The sequence below is a fragment of the Enterobacter soli ATCC BAA-2102 genome, from assembly GCF_001654845.1.
GTDB lineage: Bacteria > Pseudomonadota > Gammaproteobacteria > Enterobacterales > Enterobacteriaceae > Enterobacter > Enterobacter soli.
Genome location: NZ_LXES01000040.1, coordinates 228,540 through 251,606, shown reverse-complemented (window position 1 = coordinate 251,606; position 23,067 = coordinate 228,540). Strand labels below are relative to the sequence as shown.

Genomic DNA, 23,067 nt, shown 5'->3' with positions numbered 1-23,067 from the left:
CAAGGGCTTTACCACAGAAATATGGCATTAAGGTTTCACTAATCTTCTCTCCCTATACTCGCCGCATCACGATAAAGAATGGTTTGTTAATGATGTGGTTTATTAAAAAGTTACAATGTAACGACATTAAATTTACTCTGGGTTGTGCCCTCTTTTTTACCGCGCTGAATGCACTTTTCATCCAGCGCAGCTGGGCTATCATTGCCCCTGCACAACTGCATGATATGCTCTTCGCAGCGTCCGTTCCGCTGGTGCTGTTTTGCGGTTGGGTCATTGTTTTTAGCATTCTCAATATCCCCTTTATCCGTAAGCCGCTGCTTATCCTGTTAACCATGGGATGCGCCGCAGCCACCTATTTTATGTATACCTACGGCGCGGTTATCGATCAGAACATGATTGTTAACGTGTTCGAAACCAACTCCCAGGAAGCGACCGCCCTGGTGACACCGCAGATGATCATCTGGATTGTCATCGCCGGTCTTATTCCATCCGTGGTGTTAGCCCTGACGCGCATACGCACCGGCAAATGGTGGTACGCGCTGCTGACGCGTATTGCCGCGATGCTCGGCGCGCTGCTGGTGATCATTCTGGTCGCCTCCGTGTTCTATAAAGATTACGCCTCGCTGTTCCGTAACAACAAAAGCATCGTCAAGATGGTGACCCCTGCCAACTACGTCAGCGCGATCATGAAATACAGCAAAACCCGCTGGTTTGCAGGCGATCAGACGCTGGTACGTATTGGTGAAGATGCCCAAAAAGGCCCGGTGATTGCCGGGCAGCAGAAAAAAACAGTGCTGGTACTGTTGGTCGGTGAAGCGTCCCGCGCAGCGAACTACTCGCTTAACGGCTATGACCGTGAAACCAACCCTGAGCTGAAAAAGCAGAATATTATCAATTTCCCTCAGGCATCTTCCTGCGGGACAGAAACCGCGGTCTCCGTTCCTTGCATGTTCTCAGGCATGACGCGTAAAAAATACGACGCTGACCTCGCCCGCCACCAGGAAGGGTTGCTCGACGTGCTGGGACACGCGGGTATCAACCTGTTGTGGCGCGATAACGATGGTGGCTGCAAAGGGGCTTGTGACCGTATCCCACATACGGACATGACTCAGTGGAAGCTGGACCAGTTCTGCAAAGACAAATCCTGTATTGATGACGTTAATTTCTATCGTCTGGATAACGTGCTGGACGGCCTGAAGCAGGACACGGTTCTGGTCATTCACCTGATGGGCAGTCACGGCCCGGCGTACTATCGCCGTTACCCGGATAACTTCCGCAAGTTCACGCCAACCTGCGATACCAACGAGATTCAGGATTGCGATCATCAGGCGCTGATCAACACCTATGACAACACCATCCTTTATACCGACAGTATCGTGAGCAAGACTATCGATACCCTGAAAGCCCGCCAGGGCAGCATGAACACGGCGCTGATTTACCTGTCGGATCACGGTGAATCGCTGGGCGAAAGCGGTATCTACCTGCACGGCACACCGTACATGCTGGCTCCTGAACAACAAACGCATATTCCGTTTATGTTCTGGCTCTCTCCCGACTACGCGAAAAACTACGGCGTTAACGAGCAATGCCTGCGCGACCATGCAGCAAAAGATGCGGTTTCACAGGACAATTTATTCTCAACGGTACTGGGGATGATGAACGTGAAATCAAAGGTTTATCAGCAACAGCTGGATATCCTGAACGCATGTCGTCAATAAACCTGCTTGCAATAGACCGATTGGTCTATTAGAGTGCCGACATGAGCAGAAATACTGAACACGATACGCGCGAACACTTACTGGCTACAGGCGAGCGTCTTTGTATGCATCGCGGGTTTACCGGTATGGGGCTTAGCGAACTGTTAAAAACCGCTGAGGTGCCGAAAGGGTCGTTCTACCACTATTTTCGCTCCAAAGAAGCCTTTGGCGTGGCGATGCTGGAACGGCACTATGCCAGTTATCATCAGCGCCTTGCCACCCACTTTGCCAGTGGCGAAGGTAACTACCGGGATCGTGTTCTTAACTACTATCAGGAAACGCTGACCCAGTTCTGTCAGCAGGGCATTATCAGCGGATGCCTGACGGTAAAACTCTCTGCTGAGGTGTGCGATCTTTCCGAAGATATGCGTGCCGCAATGGACAAAGGTGCCAGCGGCGTTATCGCCCTGCTGGCCCAGGCGCTTGAGAAAGGCCGTAATGAAAAAACGCTGGCCTTCCCCGGTGAGCCACTGACCCAGGCGCAGGTGCTCTATGCGCTCTGGTTAGGTGCAAACCTGCAAGCCAAAATTTCTCGCAGTGCCGTGCCGCTGGAAAGCGCGCTGGCGCATGTGAAAAGCAGTATTACAACGCCTGGCGTAAATACCCTAAATAATTCGAGTTGCAGGACAAAACGCGTGTAGCGTTTTGAACAGTGCTTGCGCTGGCCCCGAAGGGGCGAGGCCACAGGCCGAGTAACGCGGCAAGGGAGTGAATCCCCGGGAGCTTACACCAGTAAGTGACTGGGGTGAGCGAGTGAAGCCAACGCACATGCAACTTGAAGTATGACGGGTATAGCAGGTGTTTTTATTTACCTAATCACTAGTCGACTGGTCTACTCAGGAGTCTCTATGTCAGCTGAAAAATTATTTACCCCACTGAAAGTGGGTGCCGTGACCGCGCCGAACCGCGTATTCATGGCCCCTCTCACCCGCCTTCGCAGCATTGAACCGGGTGACATCCCAACCCCACTGATGGGTGAATATTACCGCCAGCGCGCAAGCTCAGGGCTTATCATCTCTGAAGCTACGCAGATTTCTGCTCAGGCAAAAGGTTATGCTGGCGCACCAGGCCTGCACAGCCCGGAACAAATTGCAGCCTGGAAAAAAATCACCGCCGGCGTTCACGCTGAAGATGGCCGCATCGCCGTACAGCTGTGGCACACCGGTCGTATCTCTCACAGCAGCATCCAGCCTGGCGGCCAGGCTCCGGTTTCCGCCTCTGCGCTGAGTGCAAACACCCGTACCTCGCTGCGTGATGAAAACGGTCATGCGATCCGCGTCGATACCTCTATGCCGCGTGCGCTGGAGCTGGACGAGATCCCGGGTATCGTGAACGATTTCCGTCAGGCCGTTGCCAATGCACGTGACGCCGGTTTCGACCTGGTTGAGCTGCACTCTGCTCACGGCTACTTGCTGCACCAGTTCCTGTCGCCGTCTTCTAACCATCGTACTGACCAGTACGGCGGCAGCGTTGAAAACCGCGCGCGTCTGGTTCTGGAAGTGGTTGATGCCGTCTGCAAAGAGTGGAGCGCCGACCGTATCGGTATCCGTGTTTCCCCGATTGGTTCTTTCCAGAACGTTGATAACGGTGCGAATGAAGAAGCTGATGCCCTGTATCTGATTGAAGAGCTGGCAAAACGCGGTATTGCTTACCTGCATATGTCTGAACCTGACTGGGCAGGCGGTCAGCCGTACACTGAAGCTTTCCGTCAGAAAGTGCGCGACCGTTTCCACGGCGTGATTATCGGGGCCGGTGCCTATACACCAGAGAAAGCAGAAGATCTGATCAGCAAAGGGCTGATTGATGCAGTGGCATTTGGTCGCGATTACATCGCTAACCCGGATCTGGTTGCCCGTCTGGAACGTAAAACGGCACTGAACCCACAGCGCCCTGAAAGCTTCTACGGCGGCGGTGCTGAAGGTTACACCGACTACCCTTCCCTGTAATTCCTCCTTGTGCATTGATAGCGGCGACATTTCGCCGCTATACTAAAACATCGTTTCTGTTCAAGAAGATAATCCAATCCATTGGTTAATGAGGAAATTATGCGCCTACTTCACACCATGCTGCGCGTTGGCGACCTGCAACGTTCTGTCGATTTCTACACTAACGTGCTGGGTATGACGCTGCTGCGCACCAGCGAAAACCCGGAATACAAATATTCACTGGCATTCGTAGGCTACGGCCCGGAATCAGATGAAGCGGTTATCGAGCTGACCTATAACTGGGGCGTAGACAGCTACGAGCTGGGCACGGCATATGGCCATATCGCGCTGGAAGTGGAAAATGCCGCTGAAGCCTGTGAACGCATCCGCAGCAACGGCGGCAATGTGACCCGTGAAGCGGGCCCGGTCAAAGGTGGCACCACGGTCATTGCTTTTGTTGAAGATCCAGATGGTTACAAAATCGAGCTGATTGAAGCCAAAGACGCTGGTCGCGGTCTGGGCAACTGATCCCGCAGGGCGCAATATGCGCCCGTAGTTTTACTGCATCCCCTCTTAAAATTTGCCATAATGCGCACTGCTTTTTTCCCCATGTAAGAGACCCTGATGTCCGATAACGCTCAATTTACCGGTCTGTGCGACCGTTTTCGTGGTTTTTATCCCGTTGTCATTGATGTAGAAACAGCCGGATTTAACGCTAAAACCGATGCGCTGCTTGAAATTGCCGCCATCACGCTGAAGATGGATGAACAGGGCTGGATTTCACCGGACACCACGCTGCATTTCCACGTTGACCCATTCGAGGGCGCCAACTTACAGCCAGAAGCGCTGGCCTTTAACGGCATTGACCCACATAACCCCCTGCGTGGAGCCGTAAGCGAATACGATGCACTGCACGCCATTTTCAAAATGGTGCGCAAAGGCATGAAAGACAATGATTGCAGCCGCGCGATCATGGTGGCGCATAACGCTACCTTCGATCACAGCTTTATGATGGCGGCTGCCGAACGCGCATCGCTCAAACGCAACCCTTTCCATCCGTTTGTTACCTTCGACACCGCAGCCCTGAGCGGCCTGGCGCTGGGACAAACGGTATTATCCAAAGCCTGCATCACGGCAGGAATAGCGTTTGACGGGACTCAGGCGCATTCCGCGTTATATGACACCGAACGCACCGCTGAACTGTTCTGTGAAATTGTGAACCGCTGGAAACGTCTTGGCGGCTGGCCGCTGCCGATGGGTGATGAGGCAGATATTCAATCGTAGGTCGGGTAAGCGCAGTACCACCCAACAAAAAAAAGCGACCTCGACAGGTCGCTTTTTTATTTTCGCAGATAACTTACTCTGCGTCTGGTTCTTCAGTTTTGTACTTAGCAGCGGTTTCTTTGATCAGCTGTTGCAGTTCGCCACGCTGATACATTTCGATCAGGATGTCACAACCGCCAACCAGCTCGCCATCAACCCACAGCTGCGGGAAGGTCGGCCAGTTTGCGTATTTTGGCAGCTCAGCGCGAATGTCCGGGTTTTGCAGGATATCAACGTAAGCAAAGCGCTCGCCACAGGCAGACAGCGCCTGAACTGCTTGTGCGGAGAAACCGCAGCTTGGCAGCTTCGGAGAACCTTTCATGTACAGGAGAATTGGGTTTTCAGCAATCTGGTGCTGGATTTTTTCAATAGTGGTGCTCATGTCTTGCTTCCTTTAACTTCTGTTACGGCATTCGTCTGACATTGTAGCGGTTCAGAGCGGCATCGGAAAATAACATTTTTTTCACGTCTATATATTTTAAACGTTACCGGCATAAGTTGCATTCCAAATGTAGCTTAACCCTGCTGTAGGTAAGGTTTTGCTTAAGGAGTAAGCAATAGTGCTACAGATTGATGAATTTTTTTGCACTTGCTAACGAAACACAATTTTAGATTGAAAAATGCTATTAACTTATCGGGTTTTTATAGATTAGAATCGACGGGTTTTGAAAATCACACGCAGGTATGATTGATGACCTGCATTTACCAGGGGACTGGCCAGTGGCGCGGATAAATAAAATCTCGATCACGCTCTGTGCTTTATTGTTTACGACACTCTCTTTCACGCCAGTGGCTAACGCCTCCCAGCAGGCGCGGCATTCTGCTGTACAAAAAACGCACCTGGCGAAAGTCACAGAACGTAAGAAAAAAACCACCAGCAAGAACGAAAAGAAAAAAACCACCGCACAGACAAAACGTACTGCCTCCAGCAAAACTAAAACCACTCACACCACCTCGCGCAAAGCCCAGCAAACTGCCGCTAATCTCGTTACCGAAAAATGTACGGCCCGCAAAGGTCACAAAACGAAGTGCGTTAAAGGCATGAAGGTTGCGGAAGTGCATAAAGTGCGCGTCCAGAAAGCGCAAAAAACCGCGATGAACAAGCTGATGGGACAAATTGGCAAACCTTATCGCTGGGGCGGAACCTCACCCCGTACCGGTTTCGATTGCAGCGGTCTGGTGTATTACGCTTACAAAGATCTGGTGAAATTCCGTATTCCGCGTACAGCGAACGAAATGTATCACCTGCGCGATGCTTCACCGGTCGATCGTGGCGAGCTGGAAAACGGCGATCTGGTGTTCTTCCGCACCCAGGGTCGCGGCACGGCTGACCACGTGGGTGTTTACGTGGGCAACGGGAAATTCATCCAGTCACCCCGTAGCGGCCAGGACATTCAAATCACTTCTCTGAGCGAAGATTACTGGGTACGCCACTACGTTGGCGCGCGCCGTGTAATGACCCCGAAAACCATTCGTTAATCCCTGCCCTGCCGCGTCTGCGGCGGGGTAAGTTCCTCTTTTGCATACCCTTTCAATTTGCTACTCTATCCTTGTTGTCTGTATGGTTATTGGCAACGTAAAAAATAATAAGGAGAGAAGCAATGTCGTTCGAATTACCTGCATTACCGTATGCAAAAGACGCCCTGGCTCCACACATTTCCGTGGAAACCCTGGAATATCACTACGGCAAACACCACCAGACGTATGTCACCAACCTGAACAACCTGATCAAAGGCACTGACTTTGAAGGCAAAACGCTGGAAGAGATCGTGCGTAGCTCTGAAGGTGGCGTGTTTAACAACGCCGCTCAGGTCTGGAACCACACGTTTTACTGGCACTGCCTGGCACCGAATGCAGGCGGAGAACCAACCGGTGAACTGGCCGCAGCCATCAATGCCGCGTTCGGCAGCTTTGCTGATTTCAAAGCAAAATTCACTGACGCAGCGATTAAAAACTTTGGCTCCGGCTGGACCTGGCTTGTGAAAGAAGCCGATGGCAAACTGGCTATCGTATCAACATCCAACGCGGGTACACCGCTGACCACCAGCGCAACCCCGCTGATGACCGTCGATGTGTGGGAACATGCTTACTACATCGATTACCGTAACGCGCGTCCGAACTACCTGGAGCATTTCTGGGCGCTGGTTAACTGGGAATTTGTTGCGAAGAACCTCGCAGCGTAAGAGACACGCAGAAGGGTTCACCCTTCTGCGTTTTTTGATTATTCAGCAGCACAGGCCGTTTCTGGCGGTTTACGTCCCGACATCAGTACCAGCAGTAACCCCAGAGCAGCAATAATCGCTCCCATCACCGGCACAAAGCTGTACCCAAGGCCACCCGAAATCACCGCACCACCGGCCGCAGCGCCCAGCGCATTACCCAGGTTAAACGCACCAATATTCACGGATGAAGAGAGCCCCGGCGCTTCATGAGCCACACGCATGACACGCATCTGCAACGGCGGAACCACGGCAAAGGTTGCTGCACCCCATACCACCATCGCAATGGCCGCGCCAAACTCGTTACGCGCCAGCCACGGAATGGCTACCATGATGACAATCAGCAGCGTTAAGAAGCCTTTCAGCGTGCCGCTCACGGAACGGTCTGCCAGCTTACCGCCCAGATAGTTACCAATAGAAAACCCTACGCCAATCAGCACCAGAATCGCGGTAATAAAAACTGGTGTGGCATGAGTAATATCGTGCAGAACGGGCGAAATATAGGTATAGAGCGTAAACATCGCCCCTGCCCCCAGCACCGTAGTCAACAGTGCAGACAACACCTGAGGACGCACCAGCACAGACAGCTCTTTACGTACATCCGGGCGTTCGCCTGCGCTCCCTTTTGGCAATGAGAAGAACAGCGCGACCATGGCAATCACGCCCAGTGCGGCGGTTGCCAGGAACGACATACGCCAGCCGATCGCTTCACCCAGCCAAGTGGCCGCAGGGACACCGCCGATATTGGCGATGGTCAGGCCCATAAACATGGTTGCCACTGCGCTGGCCTGCTTATGTTTAGGCACCACGCTTGCGGCAACCACGGAGCCGAGTCCGAAGAAGGCGCCGTGATTAAGGCTGGTCAGGATACGGGACAGCATCAGCGTGGTGTAATCCGGTGAAAGTGCGGAAAGCACATTCCCCAGCGTAAAAATGGCCATCAGGAAAATCAGCGCATTACGACGCGCACGGTGTGATAGCAGCAGCGTCATTAACGGCGCCCCTACCATCACGCCAATCGCGTAGGCGCTAATCAACATCCCGGCCGCAGGGATAGAGACGTCCACACCCCGGGCGATAACAGGCAATAACCCCATCGGGGAAAATTCAGTGGTGCCAATCCCAAAAGCGCCAATCGCCAGGGCCAGCAGAGGAAAATTGATTTTCATGAGTCAACTCCGGATGCCGTGTCGTACCGCGACACAGAACAAAGAAGTCAAAAGCATGACACCAATCACAAAAAATGAGAAGTTAACAATTTGGCAAAAGATTTTTGCCAGAGAAGTAACAATCAGCGGGGAGTGTGGAGGGAGAGAACTCTCCCCCCGCGTAAATCAGTGCAATACAGCCGTCAGACCAGCGGCAACAATCAGTGCCAGCACGATAACGGTGGTCGTCAGCGAAAACTTAAGATCGGTACTCATCAATTTTTCTCCTTTTAATCACCTTACGAAAAGTGAGCTTGCTCATTTTTACACAGTTTACGTCAAAAATCTTCCTGGATTTAAACTGATATCCACTTTTGCTCTTCCCCTTTTCATCAAGATAGGACAAAATTCCACGCTAAATTTATTAGCGTACCGGCCATTGACCCCCTCCTGACGTCCTGTGTCGTTTTCCCGGCGTGTCGCAATTCCAGATTGCGTGATAAGGGTGAGAGAAGGCAAACGTTTACCTTCAAGTTTTTCAGGAGCTTAGGATATGGTCTGGAGTGACATTTAATGGCAACAATTAAAGACGTGGCAAAACGCGCAAACGTTTCCACTACAACCGTATCACATGTAATTAACAAAACCCGTTTTGTCGCGGAAGAGACGCGTAATGCCGTCTGGGCGGCGATCAAAGAGCTGCACTATTCGCCAAGTGCGGTCGCGCGTAGCCTGAAAGTTAATCACACCAAATCCATTGGTTTGCTGGCCACCAGCAGCGAAGCTGCGTATTTCGCAGAGATCATCGAAGCGGTCGAGAAAAACTGCTTCCAGAAAGGCTATACCCTGATCCTGGGCAACGCGTGGAACAACATTGAGAAACAGCGTGCTTATCTGTCGATGATGGCGCAAAAACGCGTGGATGGCCTGCTGGTCATGTGTTCTGAATACCCTGAGTCTGTGCTCTCCATGCTCGAAGAGTACCGTCACATCCCAATGGTTGTGATGGACTGGGGTGAAGCGCGTGCTGATTTTACCGACTCCGTTATCGATAACGCCTTCGAAGGCGGCTACATGGCCGGTCGTTATCTGGTGGAACGCGGTCATCGCGAGATTGGCGTGATCCCGGGCCCACTGGAGCGTAACACCGGTGCAGGCCGTCTGGCCGGGTTTATGAAAGCCATGGAAGAAGCGCTGATCACCGTACCGGAAAACTGGATTGTTCAGGGTGACTTTGAGCCTGAATCCGGTTACCGCGCGATGCAGCAGATTGTCTCCCAGCCACATCGTCCGACTGCCGTCTTCTGCGGTGGCGATATTATGGCGATGGGTGCACTTTGTGCCGCCGATGAGCTGGGTTTGCGCGTACCGCAGGATATTTCTGTGATCGGGTATGACAACGTGCGCAACGCGCGTTTTTTCACTCCGGCGCTGACCACCATTCACCAGCCGAAGGACTCTCTGGGTGAAACAGCATTCAATATGCTGATGGACAGGATCGTTAACAAACGTGAAGAGTCACAGTCGATTGAAGTCCACCCGCGTCTTATCGAACGTCGTTCCGTTGCGGACGGTCCTTTCCGCGACTACCGCCGTTAATCGTGAACGGAGCCAGTTAATCTGGCTCCCGTAACCACTCCCTGTTCAGCGTTTCACTGTCCCCCAAATAATCCAGCAGCCACGCCATCGCAGGCGATACGTCGCTTTGCTGCCAGGTCAGACAACATGCCGCATCCGGGAACGGGTTTTCAAGTTCAAGGGCAACCCACTCCCCGGCATCGATTCGCGGTCTGGCAAAATGGACCGGCACCATCGCCACACACAACCCGGAGGAAAGGCAGGTCGCGGAGGATTCCCAGTCAGGCGCAATCACCCGACGCTGGTTATCCAGCAGCCAGGTTACACGCTTCGGTAGTGAGCGCGACGTGTCCTCCAGCACCAACGATGGCCAGTTACGCAAGGTATCGTCACTTAACGGCCCCGGCATTGCCGCCAGCGGGTGATCGCTTGCCACCACGCATTTCCAGCTTAACATTCCCATATCGCGAAATGCGTAGCGTCCCCCTACGGGTATGGCCTGTGTTGCGCCGATCGCCATCTCTGCCCTGCCGTCTGCCAGTGCATCCCAGACACCGTTAAAGACTTCCTGCGATACCCGCAGCTCAACATCTGAGAAGTGGCGATAAAAATCGACAATCATCTGCCGGGTACGTTCGGGTTTTACGATGTTATCCACCGCAATAGACAGATGCCCTCGCCAGCCGTTAGCGATTTGCTGACACTGTTCGCGGGTGATCTGCATTTTTTTGATAACAGAACGCCCTTCTTTCAAAAACCACGCCCCGGCAGGCGTTAATTCCACGTCGCGATGGCGGCGTTCAAACAGCGGAACCGCCAGCCATTCCTCAAGCTGACGTACCGTGTAACTGATGGCCGAGGGGACGCGGTGGAGTTCCTGCGCGGCTCCGCTGAAGCTGCCGTTACGGGCGACAGCATCCACAACTTCAAGAGAATAATCTGACCACATTTTCTGCCTGCAAAAAATTTGAATGCACCAGCCAAATATTAGCGTTTCACAAGCCGCTTTGCACTCCCTACACTCTGCGCCAACGTACACCTGCCTCCTTAAGGAGAATAAAACAATGCAACCCAGGAAAGGTTTTTTAGTCTGGCTCGGCGGCTTAAGCGTGCTGGGCTTTTTAGCGACCGATATGTACTTACCCGCATTCGCTGCAATGCAGGAAGATTTGCAAACGCCTGCCGCCGCCATCAGTGCCAGCCTGAGTTTGTTCCTCGCCGGTTTTGCCTTTGCGCAGCTGCTGTGGGGACCGCTCTCTGACCGTTTTGGTCGTAAACCGGTACTGTTGCTTGGCCTGGCAATTTTTGCCGTGGGCTGTCTTGGGATGTTGTGGGTACGCGATGCGACCTGGCTGCTGGTGCTGCGTTTTGTTCAGGCCGTCGGGGTTTGTGCCGCAGCGGTCACCTGGCAGACGCTGGTGACGGATTACTATCCGGCCTCGCGGACCAACCGAATTTTTGCCACCATTATGCCGCTGGTTGGCCTTTCCCCTGCGCTGGCTCCACTGCTGGGCAGCTGGATCCTGGCGCACTTCGACTGGCAGGCGATTTTTGCCACCCTGTTTGCCATCACTCTGGTGCTGATGCTGCCCGCATTCGCCCTGAAGCCTGCGCATAAAAAAGAGACACACCCGGAAGCGAAGCCGATTACTTTTACCTCTTTGCTGCGCACCAAAGCGTACCGCGGCAACGTGCTTATCTACGCCGCCTGCTCCGCCAGCTTCTTCGCATGGCTGACCGGCTCACCCTTTATTCTGCATGACATGGGTTACAGCCCGGCCGCCATCGGACTGAGCTATGTTCCACAGACCATCGCCTTCCTGGTGGGCGGTTATGGTTGTCGCGCGGCGCTGCAAAAATGGCAGGGTCAGCAGATGTTACCCTGGCTGCTGGCGCTGTACGCGTTAAGCGTTATTGGTACCTGGGCCGTTGGCTTTATTCCGGGCGCAGGTCTGGTAGAAATCCTGATCCCGTTCTGTGTGATGGCGATTGCTAACGGTGCCATTTATCCGATTGTCGTGGCGCAGGCTTTACGCCCGTTCCCCCAGGCAACGGGCCGCGCGGCAGCCTTGCAGAACACACTGCAACTGGGGCTGTGCTTCCTGGCAAGCCTGGTGGTGTCCGCACTGATTGCAACGCCACTGCTCACTACCACCAGTGTGATGCTGGTAACCGTTGCCCTTGCAGGCATCGGCTATCACATGCAGTCAGCGGCACATCGTGAGGAACATACGGCAGGCCAGGCTGAAACATCGCACGCTTAATCGCGCCAGCAACTATGTTACATTCCAGTGATTAGGTTGCTAAGAATTTTCTATTGAATCACCAAATTTTGAGGCCTATACTAAATTTGGTTCGATTAAATACGATAAATATTAAGTGTTAACGGGAGCCGGAGTGCTCCCGTTTTACCATGGAAGGCCTTTCGGCAAGGGCTATCTCCCTTCCTCTGTTCTACGTCGGATACTAGCCTCACGGAGCGTAATACCGTGAGATTTCTCACAAACCAAAAAAAGCGTCTACGCTGTTTGAAGGTTCTGATCACAGCAAGGTGATGGAGAAGCTATGAGTTCATCGTGTATAGAAGAAGTCAGCGTTCCGGACGACAACTGGTCCCGGATCGTCAGTGAACTATTGGGTCGTGCAGGCATCACTATCAACGGGCCTTCCCCATCCGATCCTCAGATCAAACATCCCGATTTTTTCAAGCGCGTGTTGCAGGAGGGATCGTTAGGGCTGGGTGAAAGCTATATGGATGGCTGGTGGGACTGCGAGCGGCTGGATATCTTTTTCTCAAGCGTTTTACGCGCCGGACTGGAGAACCAACTTCCCCGCAATCTAAAAGATACCCTGCGTATCGCGTCTGCCCGGTTGTTTAACCTGCAAAGCAAAAAACGGGCATGGATCGTGGGTAAAGAGCATTACGACCTGGGTAATGACCTCTTTAGCCGGATGCTGGACCCCTACATGCAATACTCATGCGCCTACTGGAAAGAGGCCTCCACGCTTGAGGATGCACAGCAGGCAAAACTGCGTCTGATCTGCGAGAAATTGCAGTTACAGCCGGGGATGCGCGTGCTGGATATCGGCTGCGGCTGGGGTGGCCTTGCGTACTATATGGCGAAAAACTACGGCGTCAGCGTGGTGGGTGTGACCATCTCTGCGGAACAGCAGAAAATGGCGCAGGAACGGTGTCACGACCTCGACGTCAATATTCTGCTCCAGGATTACCGCGAGCTGAACGATCAGTTCGACCGCATTGTCTCTGTCGGGATGTTCGAGCACGTTGGGCCGAAAAACTACAACACCTATTTTTCGGTGGCAGATCGTAACCTGAAACCGGATGGCATCTTCCTGCTACACACTATTGGTTCGAAAAAGACTGACCATAGCGTTGATCCCTGGATCAATAAATACATCTTTCCGAATGGCTGTTTACCGTCGGTTCGCCAGATTGCGAACGCCAGCGAACCCCACTTTATTGTGGAAGACTGGCATAACTTCGGCGCAGATTACGACACCACGTTGATGGCATGGCAGTCGCGTTTTCTTAGTGCCTGGCCGGAGATTGCTGACAACTATTCCGAACGATTCAAACGGATGTTCACGTATTACCTGAACGCCTGTGCAGGTGCATTCAGGGCGCGTGATATACAGCTATGGCAGGTGGTCTTCAGCCGTGGTGTTGAACACGGTTTGCGGGTCGCCCGCTAAAAAAATAACCCCGGATAGCCGGGGTTATTTTTTATTCTTCTTCAGATTTTATTATTGCGGCTTCTTTTGCCGCCAGCACGCGCTCAACGGTATCCACAACCGCCTGCGTTTGCGGATCTATTTCAATATTTACGCGATGCCCCAGTTTTTTAGCACCCAGAGTAGTGCGCTGTAATGTTTCAGGAATTAAATGTACGCAAAAACGCGTTGGCGTCACTTCGCCAACCGTCAGGCTAATACCATCAATGCCAATAAATCCTTTATACAGGATGTATTTCATTAATGTCGTATCCTGCACTTTAAACCAGATTTGGCGGTTATTTTCAGAGGTCAGGATTTTCGCAACTTCAGCCGTCGTCATGATATGACCAGACATCAGATGCCCGCCGATCTCATCGTTGAACTTCGCCGCACGCTCTACGTTTACGGTATCGCCAACCACCAGCTCACCCAGATTGGTGATGCGCAGCGTTTCTTTCATTAAATCAAAGCTGATGTGATTGCCGTTAATTTCAGTGACCGTCAGGCAGCAGCCGTTATGCGCAACCGACGCCCCGGTTTCCAGACCATCGAGCATATATTCCGGCAGCTCGACAACATGGGTGCGGAAATTGGGTTTTTCATCAATGGACACCAGTTTCGCCGTGCCCTGAACAATACCAGTAAACATGCTTACAACTCCTGTTTCTTCGGACGGTGCTGACACCGTTTAATCCCACCACAATAACAGTTGGAAAAACAGGTTGCCAGCGGAGCGCATTTTCTGGCGATTTTTTCACTAGATAATTAGTTAAAGCCCGCTACAATAGCTGCCATCCCCCTGCATTTTCTTCTTGCTGCCAGTAACGGCGGCTTTTTTAGTCTCTCATACCCTAAATAATTCGAGTTGCAGGAAGGCGGCAAGCGAGAGAATCCCCAGTAGCATAGATAACTATGTGACTGGGGTGAGCGAGCGCAGCCAACGCACATGCAACTTGAAGTATGACGGGTATATAACTACAAAATAAAGGTGTTCACGTGCAGAAGTACATGAATGAAGCGCGTCAGTTGTTGGCACTGGCTATACCAGTGATCATCGCGCAGGTTGCCCAAACCGCAATGGGATTTGTGGATACGGTGATGGCAGGTGGTTATAGCGCCACCGATATGGCCGCTGTTGCAATCGGAACCTCAATCTGGCTACCGGCCATTCTCTTTGGCCATGGCCTGTTGCTGGCCCTGACTCCGGTTATCGCACAACTGAACGGCTCCGGGCGTCGCGAGCGGATCGCGCACCAGGTGCGCCAGGGATTCTGGCTGGCAGGCGCGGTCTCCGTGCTGATTATGGTCGTGCTGTGGAACGCAGGCCACATCATCCGCTCCATGCATAACATCGACCCTGCCCTCGCGGATAAGGCCGTGGGTTATTTGCGCGCGTTACTGTGGGGCGCGCCGGGATATCTGTTCTTCCAGGTGGCGCGTAACCAGTGCGAAGGGCTGGCAAAAACCAAGCCTGGCATGGTGATGGGGTTCATCGGTCTGCTGGTGAATATTCCGGTGAACTACATCTTTATCTATGGGCACTTGGGGATGCCTGAACTGGGTGGCGTCGGTTGTGGTGTGGCGACGGCAGCGGTTTACTGGGTCATGTTCTTTAGCATGATGACCTATGTCAAACGCGCACGCTCCATGCGCGATATCCGTAACGATGAGTCTTTCAGCAAGCCGGATATGGCTGTCGTGACCCGTCTTGTGCAACTCGGGCTGCCTATTGCGCTGGCGCTGTTCTTTGAAGTGACGCTGTTCGCAGTGGTTGCACTGCTGGTCTCTCCGTTGGGCATTATAAACGTGGCCGGGCACCAGATAGCGCTGAACTTTAGTTCGCTGATGTTCGTGATGCCGTTGTCACTGGCTGCGGCGGTGACTATCCGTGTCGGCTTCCGTCTGGGGCAAGGTTCAACCATTGATGCACAAACGGCAGCACGTACCGGGTTAGGCGTGGGTGTCTGTATGGCGATATGTACCGCGCTGTTTACCGTCGCCCTGCGTGAGCAGATTGCCCTTCTCTATAACGACAACCCGGAAGTGGTTCTCCTGGCGTCGCACCTGATGCTGCTGGCGGCGGTGTACCAGATTTCAGACTCGATTCAGGTTATCGGCAGCGGGATCCTACGCGGATATAAAGATACGCGCTCTATCTTCTTTATCACCTTTACGGCGTATTGGGTGCTGGGGCTGCCTGCCGGCTATATCCTGGCGCTGACCGACCTGGTGGTTTACCGTATGGGGCCTGCCGGGTTCTGGATGGGCTTTATTATTGGCTTAACGTCAGCCGCTATCCTGATGATGCTGCGTATGCGCTTCCTGCAACGTCAGCCTTCGGCCGTGATTTTGCAGCGCGCCGCACGTTAAATACACAGTAGCCGCTGGCGGGCGGCTACTTTCTCTTCATTTTGCGCGGGAATAAAGCAATCGCGTGAAATCTGAGAGAAAATTGCATTTTCCCTCTTGCCTCATCCGGGCAGTGCCGCTAATATTCGTCCCCGTTGTCGCCGACAACACGTTGCGTTCATAGCTCAGTTGGTTAGAGCACCACCTTGACATGGTGGGGGTCGTTGGTTCGAGTCCAATTGAACGCACCATTCTGCGTCCGTAGCTCAGTTGGTTAGAGCACCACCTTGACATGGTGGGGGTCGGTGGTTCGAGTCCACTCGGACGCACCATTTCAGTCCTGAAATGGTGCAAATCCTCTCTTAGTATTCTGAATCATCCTAATCTTCTGATTTTTTAATTTTTCACCTGCTACGCTTTTCTCATGGAAAACGCAGGAACACCGTCGATGAAGAAAATCGCCATTATCGGCTCGGGCCCCACCGGGATTTACACCTTTTTTTCGCTGCTGAATAACAAAACGCCCCTCTCGATCTCGGTCTTTGAGCAGGAAAAGGAAGCCGGAGTTGGGATGCCATACAGCGCTGAGGATAATTCGCGCCTGATGCTGGCGAACATTGCGAGTATTGAAATCCCCCCACTCTTCATCACCTATCTCGACTGGCTTAAGACACAGAGTCAGACCCATCTCACCCGCTATGGCGTTGATAAAAATTCACTGCATGACCGCCAGTTTTTACCGCGTATTTTACTGGGCGAATTTTTTCGCGATCGGTTTTTGGCCATTGTCTCAGAGGCTAAAAAGCGGGGGTTTGCGGTGCAGGTATACGAATCCTCCTGCGTGACCGACATCGACTCCCACGCAGACGGGGTCGCACTGTCGGTCAACGATAAACCCTTCGCCGAAAGTGTGGATCTTGCCATCGTTGCCACTGGCCACGTCTGGCCTGACGATGATGAGGCGACGCGCGCCTACTTTCCAAGCCCGTGGTCCGGGCTGATGGACGCGGAAGTCCGCCCCTGCCACGTCGGCATTATGGGCACCTCGCTGAGTGGCCTGGATGCCGCCATGGCGGTAGTGATGCAGCACGGGACGTTTGTCGACAACCAGTTCCGGCTGGCGGAAAAAAGTCAGGGGCTGAAAATAACATTAATGTCGCGCACCGGGATCCTGCCGGAGGCCGATTTTTATTGCCCCATCCCGTATGAACCGCTCGCCATATTGACCCAAGCAGTCGCAGAGGCTGAAATCAAAAAAGGGGCTGACGGGCTTCTCGACCGGATATTTACACTTATGGTGAAAGAGCTCCACAATGCCGACCCACAGTGGTGCGACGCAATAAATCTTCACAGGCTTAATGCTGACACCCTCCTTGATGCCTGGTTTGCAGATCGCAAAAAGCACGACCCTTTCTTATGGGCGGAAAACAACCTCCATGAGGTGGTGCGGAACAAACATGAAAAACGCACCGTCGCATGGCGCTATACCGTGCTGCGGCTACACGATGTGGTGGGGGAAATCGTTCCTCACCTTAACGAGAAAGACAGCGAGCGTTTTAAAATGGGGCTGGCGCGGGTGTTTATTGATAACTATGCCGCCATTCCGCCGCAGTCCATTCGCCGGCTACTGGCACTGCGCGAAGCGGGGATCCTCAGCATTCTTACGCTGGGGAATGAGTACGAACTGGATATCGGCAATGATCGTACTGTTATCACGACCCAGGACGCCACCTGGCAATTCGATGTATTTATCGATGCGCGCGGACAAAAACCGCTTAAAACCAAAGACCTGCCCTTCCCGACGCTGCGTAAACAGCTTCTGGCAACAGGTGATGAAATACCGGATGTGGGAGAGGATTATACGTTGCAGGCGCCCGAATCGCTGTGCGGACGGGTAGCCTTTGGGGCAATCCCCTGGCTCATGCACGATCAGCCTTTTGTGCAGGGGCTGGCGGAATGCGCGGAGAGAGGAAAAGCGATGGCAAAAGCAGCAGAGAAACCTGCATCCCGGCCACGCAGAAAACTGTTTTTTGTGGAGAATTAACGGGGCATCCTTGCCCTGAGTAACCGGATTATTCGAAGAACACTTCCGGATTTTCAGACAGCGACACAAAGGTTTTGGTCTCTTTATCCAGAGCGCGAATATCACCGCTTTCGATATCGTAAACCCAGCCATGCAGGCGAATAGAGTTATTGCGCAGGCCGACTGCCACAGACGGATGCGTTTTGATGTTGCTCAGTTGCGCGAAAACGTTCTCCTGCACCATCGCATTCACTTTATCCGTACCGTTGGTCCAGGTTTTGTTTTCCACAACCGCTTTTGCCGCATCGGAATAGCGCAACCAGTGGGATACCGCCGGCATAGGCTCCAGGTTGGCGTTGTCGGCAATCGCCTTCATCGCGCCGCAGTTGGAGTGGCCGCAGATAACAATATCGGTCACCCCCAGCGCCACTACTGCGTATTCGATCGTCGCCGACACGCCGCCTGGTTCAGGCCCGAACGGTGGAACGATATTGCCAGCATTTCGAATGACAAAGAGCTGTCCCGGCTCTTGCTGCGTTACCAGCTCTGGTACCAGGCGACTATCGGAGCAGGAGATGAACAGCGCTTTGGGATTCTGGCTGGACGCTAAACTGCGGAAGAGTTCTTTACGTTGCGGAAAAACTTCTTTTTGAAAGCTGAGGAAACCTTCAATGATATGTTGCATAGCAATGTCTCTTTATCTGTTTTAGTTTAGACGTGACAGTGATCACGTTCGTAAAGTTTAACTACCCCGCTTAACATCATACAAGAATTATATTGCTGACCCGACCACATAGCTCGTTACCCACCCGCATTTTGCACTTTGGGCTGTTCTGCCGCCCGTGGGATGCATCAATCCCTGTTTTTGCCCTATACTGTGCTGACCGCAAAAACTGAACAAAGCAGGTAAATGATGGAAATTGATCTCGACAATCTGGTGTTTAACGGACTGGATGAAGCCGAAGAGCGCAATGCTGAGCGTCTGGATGACGCAGATAAAAAGGCTCAGGCTATTGTAGCTGACGATGACTGCGGCGACGCCTGCAAAATCTGATCACGTAATTGACCCGCACTGGATGCAACACCCGGTGCGGGTGACTCGTTACAGCTTCAGGCTATCAATTGCCTGCTGCGCGCACGCTTCATCAAGATGACCACCCGGCGCACCGCCGATACCAATCGCCCCGATCACTTCATCACCCACTTTCACCGGTAAACCGCCCGCCAGCAGCAGGAAGCCAGGAACATCACGCATGTTTTGCGCCCCGGCATTACTCTGCGCCGCTTCCATCACTTTGCCAGAGGCATTTTTTGTGCTGAGCGACGTATAGGCTTTCATTTCGCTGGCTTTCACCGTGTGCGGGCCTGCGTTGTCGGTGCGCTGCACGGCCTTAATGACGCCCGCGCGATCAACCACTGTCACCGTCACCTGGTAATTTTTCGCCATGCAGGCCTGAATGGCAGAGGTGGCCAGGGCGTTCGCCTGGGTCAGAGAGATATTTTTTTGCGCCAGCACATCGGCCTGTGCTGTCAGGCTCACACCACCCGCGATAAACGCCGCAACCATCATTAACTTTTTCATCGCACATCCTCGATTATTGGGAGACACCACGAGATTATCGGGACGCGCGGGGAAACGTAATTCGGTTGAATACGCACTCCTCCTGGTAGTTATACGGATTGCAATTTATCGTAATCGCGGATGGCCTGAACAAGGCTCGTCACACCGAGCTTGGTCAATGCCGCGGCGCGGTGCGCTTCAACGGTTTTGGGTGACAGGTTGAGTAACGCGGCGGCCTCTTTATTGCTGCGCCCTTCCATTAACACGCTGAGTACCTCATGTTCACGCGCGGTAAGGAGTTCAAAGCGGGCTTTGATGCGTGATGTTTCCTGCCAGGCCCCGAGCAGTCGCTGGCTCTCTTCAAAGGCCAGGCCAACCGTCTCAATCAGCTTGTCCGCATCCAGCGGCTTGGTGAAAAACTCAAATACGCCATTGCGAAACGCCCGACGGCAGGCATCGACGGTACCATGCCCGGTCATGATGATGACGGGCAACAGCGGCCACGGCCATTCACCTTCTTCCAGCCACGCAAGCCCGCCTTTACCGGGCATCCGCATATCCAACAGCAGGCAGCCCACCAGCGCTGCGTCCCCCTGGTGCGCAACCGTAAAGCCGTCAACACTGTCATAGGTTTTCACCTGCCACTGCATCCCGGAGAGTAAAAATGCCAGCGATTCCCTGACTGACGCATCATCATCAATCAGATAAATAGCGTTAACCATGTGATGTCTCCTTGTCATTCGCCAGTTGAAGCAGGATCTGCGCGCCGCCACCCGGTGCGTTGTTAAGCGTAATGGATCCGTTCATACGCGTCATCAGTGACTCCGTTAAGGTCATGCCGAGCCCAATCCCCTCTTTTCGCCCGCTGTAAAAAGGCATAAATGCATTCTGCAATGCCTCAGTGCTAAAGCCCGGGCCACCGTCGGTGACGGTTATCTGTACGGCATCGCCTTTCTTCTGGCTTTCTATTCGCACCCAACCCTGAGGAATGTCCTGCTGCGCCTGGATAGCATTGCTGAGGATATTATGCAGCACCTGCTCAAGCCACAGCCGGTCTGCCTGCACTGTCGATGCATCCGGCGCAAAGTGATGGCTGACCGTAATATGTTCAGCCTTGCGCTCATGTTCGAGTAAATTCACCACCTGCTGCCAGCACTGCGCCAGGTCGGTGTCGCGCAGGGTCACTTTTTCCTGCACCACGTGTTCACGAAAACGCGTTAACAGCGCACCGATCCGCTGGGTCTGTACCAGCGCTGCCGCCAGCGCCTGAGACACCGCCTGCGGGTTATCCTGCATCTGCTGGCGCTGCGCTCCCTGGATCCAGGTCTGTACCGCGGTGAGCGGCTGGTTGATTTCATGCACAATGCCCGCGGTGATCTCCCCCAGCGTGTTCAGCCTGGCGTGCTGGTAGTAGTGCGCACGTTGTTCCGCCTCTTTTCGCGCCTTGCGCTGCCAGAACGCCACGCTCGCCACCGCAATCACCACCGCCCAGCCGAAAAAGACCAGTGGAAAGCTAAACCACGAAACCCCGAGCCAGTCGGGTTCCGCGTCTGCATTTAGCGTAAAGGGTTGAGTGTGCTGTGGGAAAGTACGCTGCCAGTGCCAGAAAGCTCCAGACGCTGTCTCATCAGGGTTCGTCGGAAAGTGCATATGAAGACGGGAGAACGTGTGGCTGGTCGCCAGCAGCGGTGCCAGGTCGATAAGCACCCGGATCTGACGCCAGGGGTTGTACAACCAGTACTGCTGATCGTGCAAAGGTTCAACTCTGGCCGCATCCAGCGCCCGATCCGTTGTCTTTTCCAGTGCCAGAATATGCGGGAATTTTTTACGCAGCGCGGCGATATCTTCATCGCCACTGAGGAGCGGCAGCACCGATTCGTTTTGCGTCAGTACGGCACCGATAGTGGAATAGAGCGCCGAAAACTCGCGATCCTGCGCCCAGAACTGACGGCGGATTTGTTCGGCGTACAGCAACGCACTGCTAATCAGGCAGACTATGGCCCAGACCGCGATGCTGCGTTTAATCAGGATAGTATTACTCATCGTGTTAACGGGTGTCGTCATTCAGGCAGTCGTCATTCAGGCAGTCGACATTATCAGCTAACCCTTATGAGAACAAAAAAACAGTGCCGTTATCCGATCTTCGGGGTGTTTTTACCCCCCTGTTTTCCTCAGCACTCTTCGCACAGCTCATTCCAGTACATTTCGCGCTTTAGGCGCAATTCAGCGTGACGTTTGATCATGGAACCACTCCGGATCTATGTTCGCGATATCCACGCCATACAGGCTGGCAACAGGCAGTATCGACTCAAGAACACGTTGCGCGCTGTTCTCCGCGCTTGCTGGTGAGCCCGCAAAAAACCGCCGTAACGTGCTTATCCACTTTTTCATCGTCTTTACCCCTCGTTGCTGAACCTGCCCTAAGTTAAACACCCCTTTCTCGTGCAAGTGAAATACCAATATCGACTGTTGATGTGCAGGAAGTGCAAATAGAGCCCTTTCATTTACCTGAAGATAACACCTTGTTCACTAATGCTTTTTCGTTAATTACAAAGCACGATTTCTTATTTGGCGATAGGGTTCACTTATGGGAGCGTGGAAGGACAAAACAAAACGATGAGATAACACTATGGCAGCTTACACAAAATTGGCACTGGCACTGGGTTTACTGACGGCAGGCGGCATTCTTTCTACACAGGCTCTGGCCGATCAACTGGCCGATATCAAGGCCGCAGGCGTGGTAAAAGTAGCGACCTTCGATGCCAACCCGCCGTTTGGCTCTATTGATGCTAAAACCCATGAAATTGTGGGCTACGACGTTGATTTCGCCAAAGCCCTGGCAAAAAAGCTCGGCGTGAAACTGGAGCTGGTTGCTACTAACCCGGCGAACCGTATCCCGCTGCTTCAGTCTGGCAAGGCAGATTTGATCGTGGCAGATATCACCATCACGCCAGAGCGCGCGCAGGTTGTTGATTTCTCCACCCCCTATTTCGTGACCGGGCAGCAGTTCCTGGTACCGGCAAAATCCGCCGATAAGCTGGACGAATACAGCCGGGCGCGCATCGGGGCGGTGAAAGGCACCACGGGCGAGCAGACATTACACCAGCGTTTCCCACAGTCTCGCGTACTCTCTTATGACGATATCCCGCTGGCGCTGACGGCGCTGCGTAATGGCAACGTGCAGGCCATCACTCAGGACAGCACTATTCTGGCCGGGCTGCTGGCACAGGCACCGGATAAAGCGAACTTTAAAATCCTGCCGGACCTGATAAGCAAAGAAGAGATTGGCGTCGGGGTGAAAAAAGGCGAAACAGCGCTGCTGAAAGTGGTCAACGATGAGCTGGTCGCTCTGGAGAAAAATGGCCAGGCCGCCAGTATTTATGACGTCTGGTTTGGCCCGCAAACCCAGTCACCGCAGCCTCGTGCCTTTAAAATAGAAGCTCAGTAAT

Annotated in this window: 24 protein-coding genes and 2 tRNA genes; 16 read left to right on the top strand and 10 right to left on the bottom strand. The window is 53.2% G+C overall.

Going from position 1 to position 23,067, the window contains the following annotated elements; translation table 11 throughout:
* The first annotated feature begins 92 nt into the window (after positions 1–92).
* The 5 genes from eptA (at position 93) to rnt (ending at position 4,966) form a co-directional block, all read left to right on the top strand.
* Entirely contained in the window at positions 93–1,718 is a 1,626-nt protein-coding gene (gene eptA / locus M987_RS15130) for a phosphoethanolamine transferase EptA (protein ID WP_064555879.1), read from the top strand.
* A 41-nt stretch (positions 1,719–1,759) separates the two neighbouring features.
* A complete protein-coding gene (locus M987_RS15125) occupies positions 1,760–2,398 on the top strand; it encodes a TetR/AcrR family transcriptional regulator (RefSeq protein WP_014069968.1) in 639 nt (212 codons plus the stop codon).
* Between the two features lie 207 nt (positions 2,399–2,605).
* Complete coding sequence (nemA, locus tag M987_RS15120; protein ID WP_014069967.1) at positions 2,606–3,703, top strand: alkene reductase; 1,098 nt, start codon at positions 2,606–2,608, stop codon at positions 3,701–3,703.
* A 99-nt stretch (positions 3,704–3,802) separates the two neighbouring features.
* A complete protein-coding gene (gloA, locus tag M987_RS15115) occupies positions 3,803–4,210 on the top strand; it encodes a lactoylglutathione lyase (protein WP_014069966.1) in 408 nt (135 codons plus the stop codon).
* Between the two features lie 96 nt (positions 4,211–4,306).
* Positions 4,307–4,966: a ribonuclease T gene (gene rnt / locus M987_RS15110; RefSeq protein ID WP_014069965.1), complete on the top strand. Its 660-nt coding sequence runs from the start codon at positions 4,307–4,309 to the stop codon at positions 4,964–4,966.
* 73 nt (positions 4,967–5,039) lie between these two features.
* On the opposite strand, the gene grxD is transcribed toward rnt, so the two are convergent.
* Positions 5,040–5,387: a monothiol glutaredoxin 4 gene (gene grxD / locus M987_RS15105; RefSeq protein ID WP_014069964.1), complete on the bottom strand. Its 348-nt coding sequence runs from the start codon at positions 5,385–5,387 to the stop codon at positions 5,040–5,042.
* Positions 5,388–5,725: 338 nt separating this feature from the next.
* Here grxD and M987_RS15100 point away from each other — a divergent pair, with 338 nt between their 5' ends.
* Positions 5,726–6,484: a C40 family peptidase gene (locus M987_RS15100; RefSeq protein WP_041162220.1), complete on the top strand. Its 759-nt coding sequence runs from the start codon at positions 5,726–5,728 to the stop codon at positions 6,482–6,484.
* Between the two features lie 122 nt (positions 6,485–6,606).
* Entirely contained in the window at positions 6,607–7,188 is a 582-nt protein-coding gene (gene sodB / locus M987_RS15095; protein WP_014069962.1) for a superoxide dismutase [Fe], read from the top strand.
* A gap of 38 nt (positions 7,189–7,226) precedes the next feature.
* On the opposite strand, the gene M987_RS15090 is transcribed toward sodB, so the two are convergent.
* Both M987_RS15090 and cydH read right to left on the bottom strand, forming a co-directional pair.
* Positions 7,227–8,393 carry an MFS transporter gene (locus M987_RS15090; RefSeq protein WP_014069961.1) on the bottom strand — a complete coding sequence of 389 codons (1,167 nt, stop codon included), beginning with the start codon at positions 8,391–8,393 and terminating at the stop codon, positions 7,227–7,229.
* 165 nt (positions 8,394–8,558) lie between these two features.
* Positions 8,559–8,648 (bottom strand): cytochrome bd-I oxidase subunit CydH, encoded by a 90-nt coding sequence (gene cydH / locus M987_RS24710; protein WP_041162048.1) that lies wholly within the window; start codon positions 8,646–8,648, stop codon positions 8,559–8,561.
* Between the two features lie 297 nt (positions 8,649–8,945).
* Here cydH and purR point away from each other — a divergent pair, with 297 nt between their 5' ends.
* On the top strand, positions 8,946–9,971 hold the full coding sequence (gene purR / locus M987_RS15085; protein ID WP_014069960.1) for an HTH-type transcriptional repressor PurR: 1,026 nt from the start codon (positions 8,946–8,948) through the stop codon (positions 9,969–9,971).
* 16 nt (positions 9,972–9,987) lie between these two features.
* Here purR and punR read toward each other — a convergent pair whose 3' ends face one another.
* Positions 9,988–10,899: a DNA-binding transcriptional activator PunR gene (gene punR, locus M987_RS15080; RefSeq protein WP_014069959.1), complete on the bottom strand. Its 912-nt coding sequence runs from the start codon at positions 10,897–10,899 to the stop codon at positions 9,988–9,990.
* 115 nt (positions 10,900–11,014) lie between these two features.
* Here punR and punC point away from each other — a divergent pair, with 115 nt between their 5' ends.
* Both punC and cfa read left to right on the top strand, forming a co-directional pair.
* A complete protein-coding gene (punC, locus tag M987_RS15075) occupies positions 11,015–12,214 on the top strand; it encodes a purine nucleoside transporter PunC (RefSeq protein ID WP_014069958.1) in 1,200 nt (399 codons plus the stop codon).
* A gap of 301 nt (positions 12,215–12,515) precedes the next feature.
* Entirely contained in the window at positions 12,516–13,664 is a 1,149-nt protein-coding gene (cfa, locus tag M987_RS15070; protein ID WP_014069957.1) for a cyclopropane fatty acyl phospholipid synthase, read from the top strand.
* A 31-nt stretch (positions 13,665–13,695) separates the two neighbouring features.
* On the opposite strand, the gene M987_RS15065 is transcribed toward cfa, so the two are convergent.
* Positions 13,696–14,334 (bottom strand): riboflavin synthase, encoded by a 639-nt coding sequence (locus tag M987_RS15065; RefSeq protein WP_014069956.1) that lies wholly within the window; start codon positions 14,332–14,334, stop codon positions 13,696–13,698.
* Positions 14,335–14,681: 347 nt separating this feature from the next.
* On the opposite strand from M987_RS15065, the gene mdtK reads away from it, so the two are divergent.
* From mdtK to M987_RS15045, 4 genes are all read left to right on the top strand, one after another.
* Positions 14,682–16,055 carry an MdtK family multidrug efflux MATE transporter gene (gene mdtK, locus M987_RS15060; RefSeq protein WP_041162047.1) on the top strand — a complete coding sequence of 458 codons (1,374 nt, stop codon included), beginning with the start codon at positions 14,682–14,684 and terminating at the stop codon, positions 16,053–16,055.
* A gap of 153 nt (positions 16,056–16,208) precedes the next feature.
* Positions 16,209–16,285, top strand: a tRNA-Val gene (locus M987_RS15055).
* Positions 16,286–16,289: 4 nt separating this feature from the next.
* Positions 16,290–16,366, top strand: a tRNA-Val gene (locus M987_RS15050).
* A 116-nt stretch (positions 16,367–16,482) separates the two neighbouring features.
* Positions 16,483–18,078, top strand: a complete 1,596-nt coding sequence (locus M987_RS15045) for an FAD-NAD(P)-binding protein (protein WP_014069954.1) — start codon at positions 16,483–16,485, stop codon at positions 18,076–18,078.
* 28 nt (positions 18,079–18,106) lie between these two features.
* On the opposite strand, the gene M987_RS15040 is transcribed toward M987_RS15045, so the two are convergent.
* A complete protein-coding gene (locus M987_RS15040) occupies positions 18,107–18,742 on the bottom strand; it encodes a carbonic anhydrase (RefSeq protein ID WP_014069953.1) in 636 nt (211 codons plus the stop codon).
* 228 nt (positions 18,743–18,970) lie between these two features.
* Here M987_RS15040 and M987_RS24705 point away from each other — a divergent pair, with 228 nt between their 5' ends.
* Positions 18,971–19,111 (top strand): hypothetical protein, encoded by a 141-nt coding sequence (locus M987_RS24705; protein ID WP_003857665.1) that lies wholly within the window; start codon positions 18,971–18,973, stop codon positions 19,109–19,111.
* 48 nt (positions 19,112–19,159) lie between these two features.
* On the opposite strand, the gene M987_RS15030 is transcribed toward M987_RS24705, so the two are convergent.
* The 4 genes from M987_RS15030 to M987_RS24890 form a co-directional block, all read right to left on the bottom strand.
* Positions 19,160–19,639, bottom strand: coding sequence for a GlcG/HbpS family heme-binding protein (locus tag M987_RS15030; RefSeq protein ID WP_014069952.1), 480 nt, complete (start codon positions 19,637–19,639; stop codon positions 19,160–19,162).
* Between the two features lie 89 nt (positions 19,640–19,728).
* Positions 19,729–20,340: a response regulator transcription factor gene (locus tag M987_RS15025; protein WP_014069951.1), complete on the bottom strand. Its 612-nt coding sequence runs from the start codon at positions 20,338–20,340 to the stop codon at positions 19,729–19,731.
* Positions 20,333–21,661 carry a sensor histidine kinase gene (locus M987_RS15020; protein ID WP_041162046.1) on the bottom strand — a complete coding sequence of 443 codons (1,329 nt, stop codon included), beginning with the start codon at positions 21,659–21,661 and terminating at the stop codon, positions 20,333–20,335. Before M987_RS15020 ends, M987_RS15025 begins: the two co-directional genes overlap by 8 nt.
* A gap of 180 nt (positions 21,662–21,841) precedes the next feature.
* The gene (locus M987_RS24890) at positions 21,842–22,009 is read right to left on the bottom strand and encodes a hypothetical protein (RefSeq protein ID WP_041162045.1); all 168 of its coding nucleotides are present in this window, start codon (positions 22,007–22,009) and stop codon (positions 21,842–21,844) included.
* Between the two features lie 238 nt (positions 22,010–22,247).
* On the opposite strand from M987_RS24890, the gene M987_RS15010 reads away from it, so the two are divergent.
* The gene (locus M987_RS15010) at positions 22,248–23,066 is read left to right on the top strand and encodes an ABC transporter substrate-binding protein (protein ID WP_014069949.1); all 819 of its coding nucleotides are present in this window, start codon (positions 22,248–22,250) and stop codon (positions 23,064–23,066) included.
* Position 23,067: the final 1 nt, after the last annotated feature.

What these genes read in the sequence shown, in the direction of transcription:
- eptA (WP_064555879.1), top strand. Translation starts at nt 93, where the DNA reads ATGTGGTTTATTAAAAAGTTACAATGTAACGACATTAAATTTACTCTG.
- M987_RS15125 (WP_014069968.1), top strand. Translation starts at nt 1,760, where the DNA reads ATGAGCAGAAATACTGAACACGATACGCGCGAACACTTACTGGCTACA.
- nemA (WP_014069967.1), top strand. Translation starts at nt 2,606, where the DNA reads ATGTCAGCTGAAAAATTATTTACCCCACTGAAAGTGGGTGCCGTGACC.
- gloA (WP_014069966.1), top strand. Translation starts at nt 3,803, where the DNA reads ATGCGCCTACTTCACACCATGCTGCGCGTTGGCGACCTGCAACGTTCT.
- rnt (WP_014069965.1), top strand. Translation starts at nt 4,307, where the DNA reads ATGTCCGATAACGCTCAATTTACCGGTCTGTGCGACCGTTTTCGTGGT.
- grxD (WP_014069964.1), bottom strand. Translation starts at nt 5,387, where the DNA reads ATGAGCACCACTATTGAAAAAATCCAGCACCAGATTGCTGAAAACCCA.
- sodB (WP_014069962.1), top strand. Translation starts at nt 6,607, where the DNA reads ATGTCGTTCGAATTACCTGCATTACCGTATGCAAAAGACGCCCTGGCT.
- M987_RS15090 (WP_014069961.1), bottom strand. Translation starts at nt 8,393, where the DNA reads ATGAAAATCAATTTTCCTCTGCTGGCCCTGGCGATTGGCGCTTTTGGG.
- cydH (WP_041162048.1), bottom strand. Translation starts at nt 8,648, where the DNA reads ATGAGTACCGATCTTAAGTTTTCGCTGACGACCACCGTTATCGTGCTG.
- purR (WP_014069960.1), top strand. Translation starts at nt 8,946, where the DNA reads ATGGCAACAATTAAAGACGTGGCAAAACGCGCAAACGTTTCCACTACA.
- punR (WP_014069959.1), bottom strand. Translation starts at nt 10,899, where the DNA reads ATGTGGTCAGATTATTCTCTTGAAGTTGTGGATGCTGTCGCCCGTAAC.
- punC (WP_014069958.1), top strand. Translation starts at nt 11,015, where the DNA reads ATGCAACCCAGGAAAGGTTTTTTAGTCTGGCTCGGCGGCTTAAGCGTG.
- cfa (WP_014069957.1), top strand. Translation starts at nt 12,516, where the DNA reads ATGAGTTCATCGTGTATAGAAGAAGTCAGCGTTCCGGACGACAACTGG.
- M987_RS15065 (WP_014069956.1), bottom strand. Translation starts at nt 14,334, where the DNA reads ATGTTTACTGGTATTGTTCAGGGCACGGCGAAACTGGTGTCCATTGAT.
- M987_RS15045 (WP_014069954.1), top strand. Translation starts at nt 16,483, where the DNA reads ATGAAGAAAATCGCCATTATCGGCTCGGGCCCCACCGGGATTTACACC.
- M987_RS15040 (WP_014069953.1), bottom strand. Translation starts at nt 18,742, where the DNA reads ATGCAACATATCATTGAAGGTTTCCTCAGCTTTCAAAAAGAAGTTTTT.
- M987_RS24705 (WP_003857665.1), top strand. Translation starts at nt 18,971, where the DNA reads ATGGAAATTGATCTCGACAATCTGGTGTTTAACGGACTGGATGAAGCC.
- M987_RS15030 (WP_014069952.1), bottom strand. Translation starts at nt 19,639, where the DNA reads ATGAAAAAGTTAATGATGGTTGCGGCGTTTATCGCGGGTGGTGTGAGC.
- M987_RS15025 (WP_014069951.1), bottom strand. Translation starts at nt 20,340, where the DNA reads ATGGTTAACGCTATTTATCTGATTGATGATGATGCGTCAGTCAGGGAA.
- M987_RS15020 (WP_041162046.1), bottom strand. Translation starts at nt 21,661, where the DNA reads ATGAGTAATACTATCCTGATTAAACGCAGCATCGCGGTCTGGGCCATA.
- M987_RS24890 (WP_041162045.1), bottom strand. Translation starts at nt 22,009, where the DNA reads ATGAAAAAGTGGATAAGCACGTTACGGCGGTTTTTTGCGGGCTCACCA.
- M987_RS15010 (WP_014069949.1), top strand. Translation starts at nt 22,248, where the DNA reads ATGGCAGCTTACACAAAATTGGCACTGGCACTGGGTTTACTGACGGCA.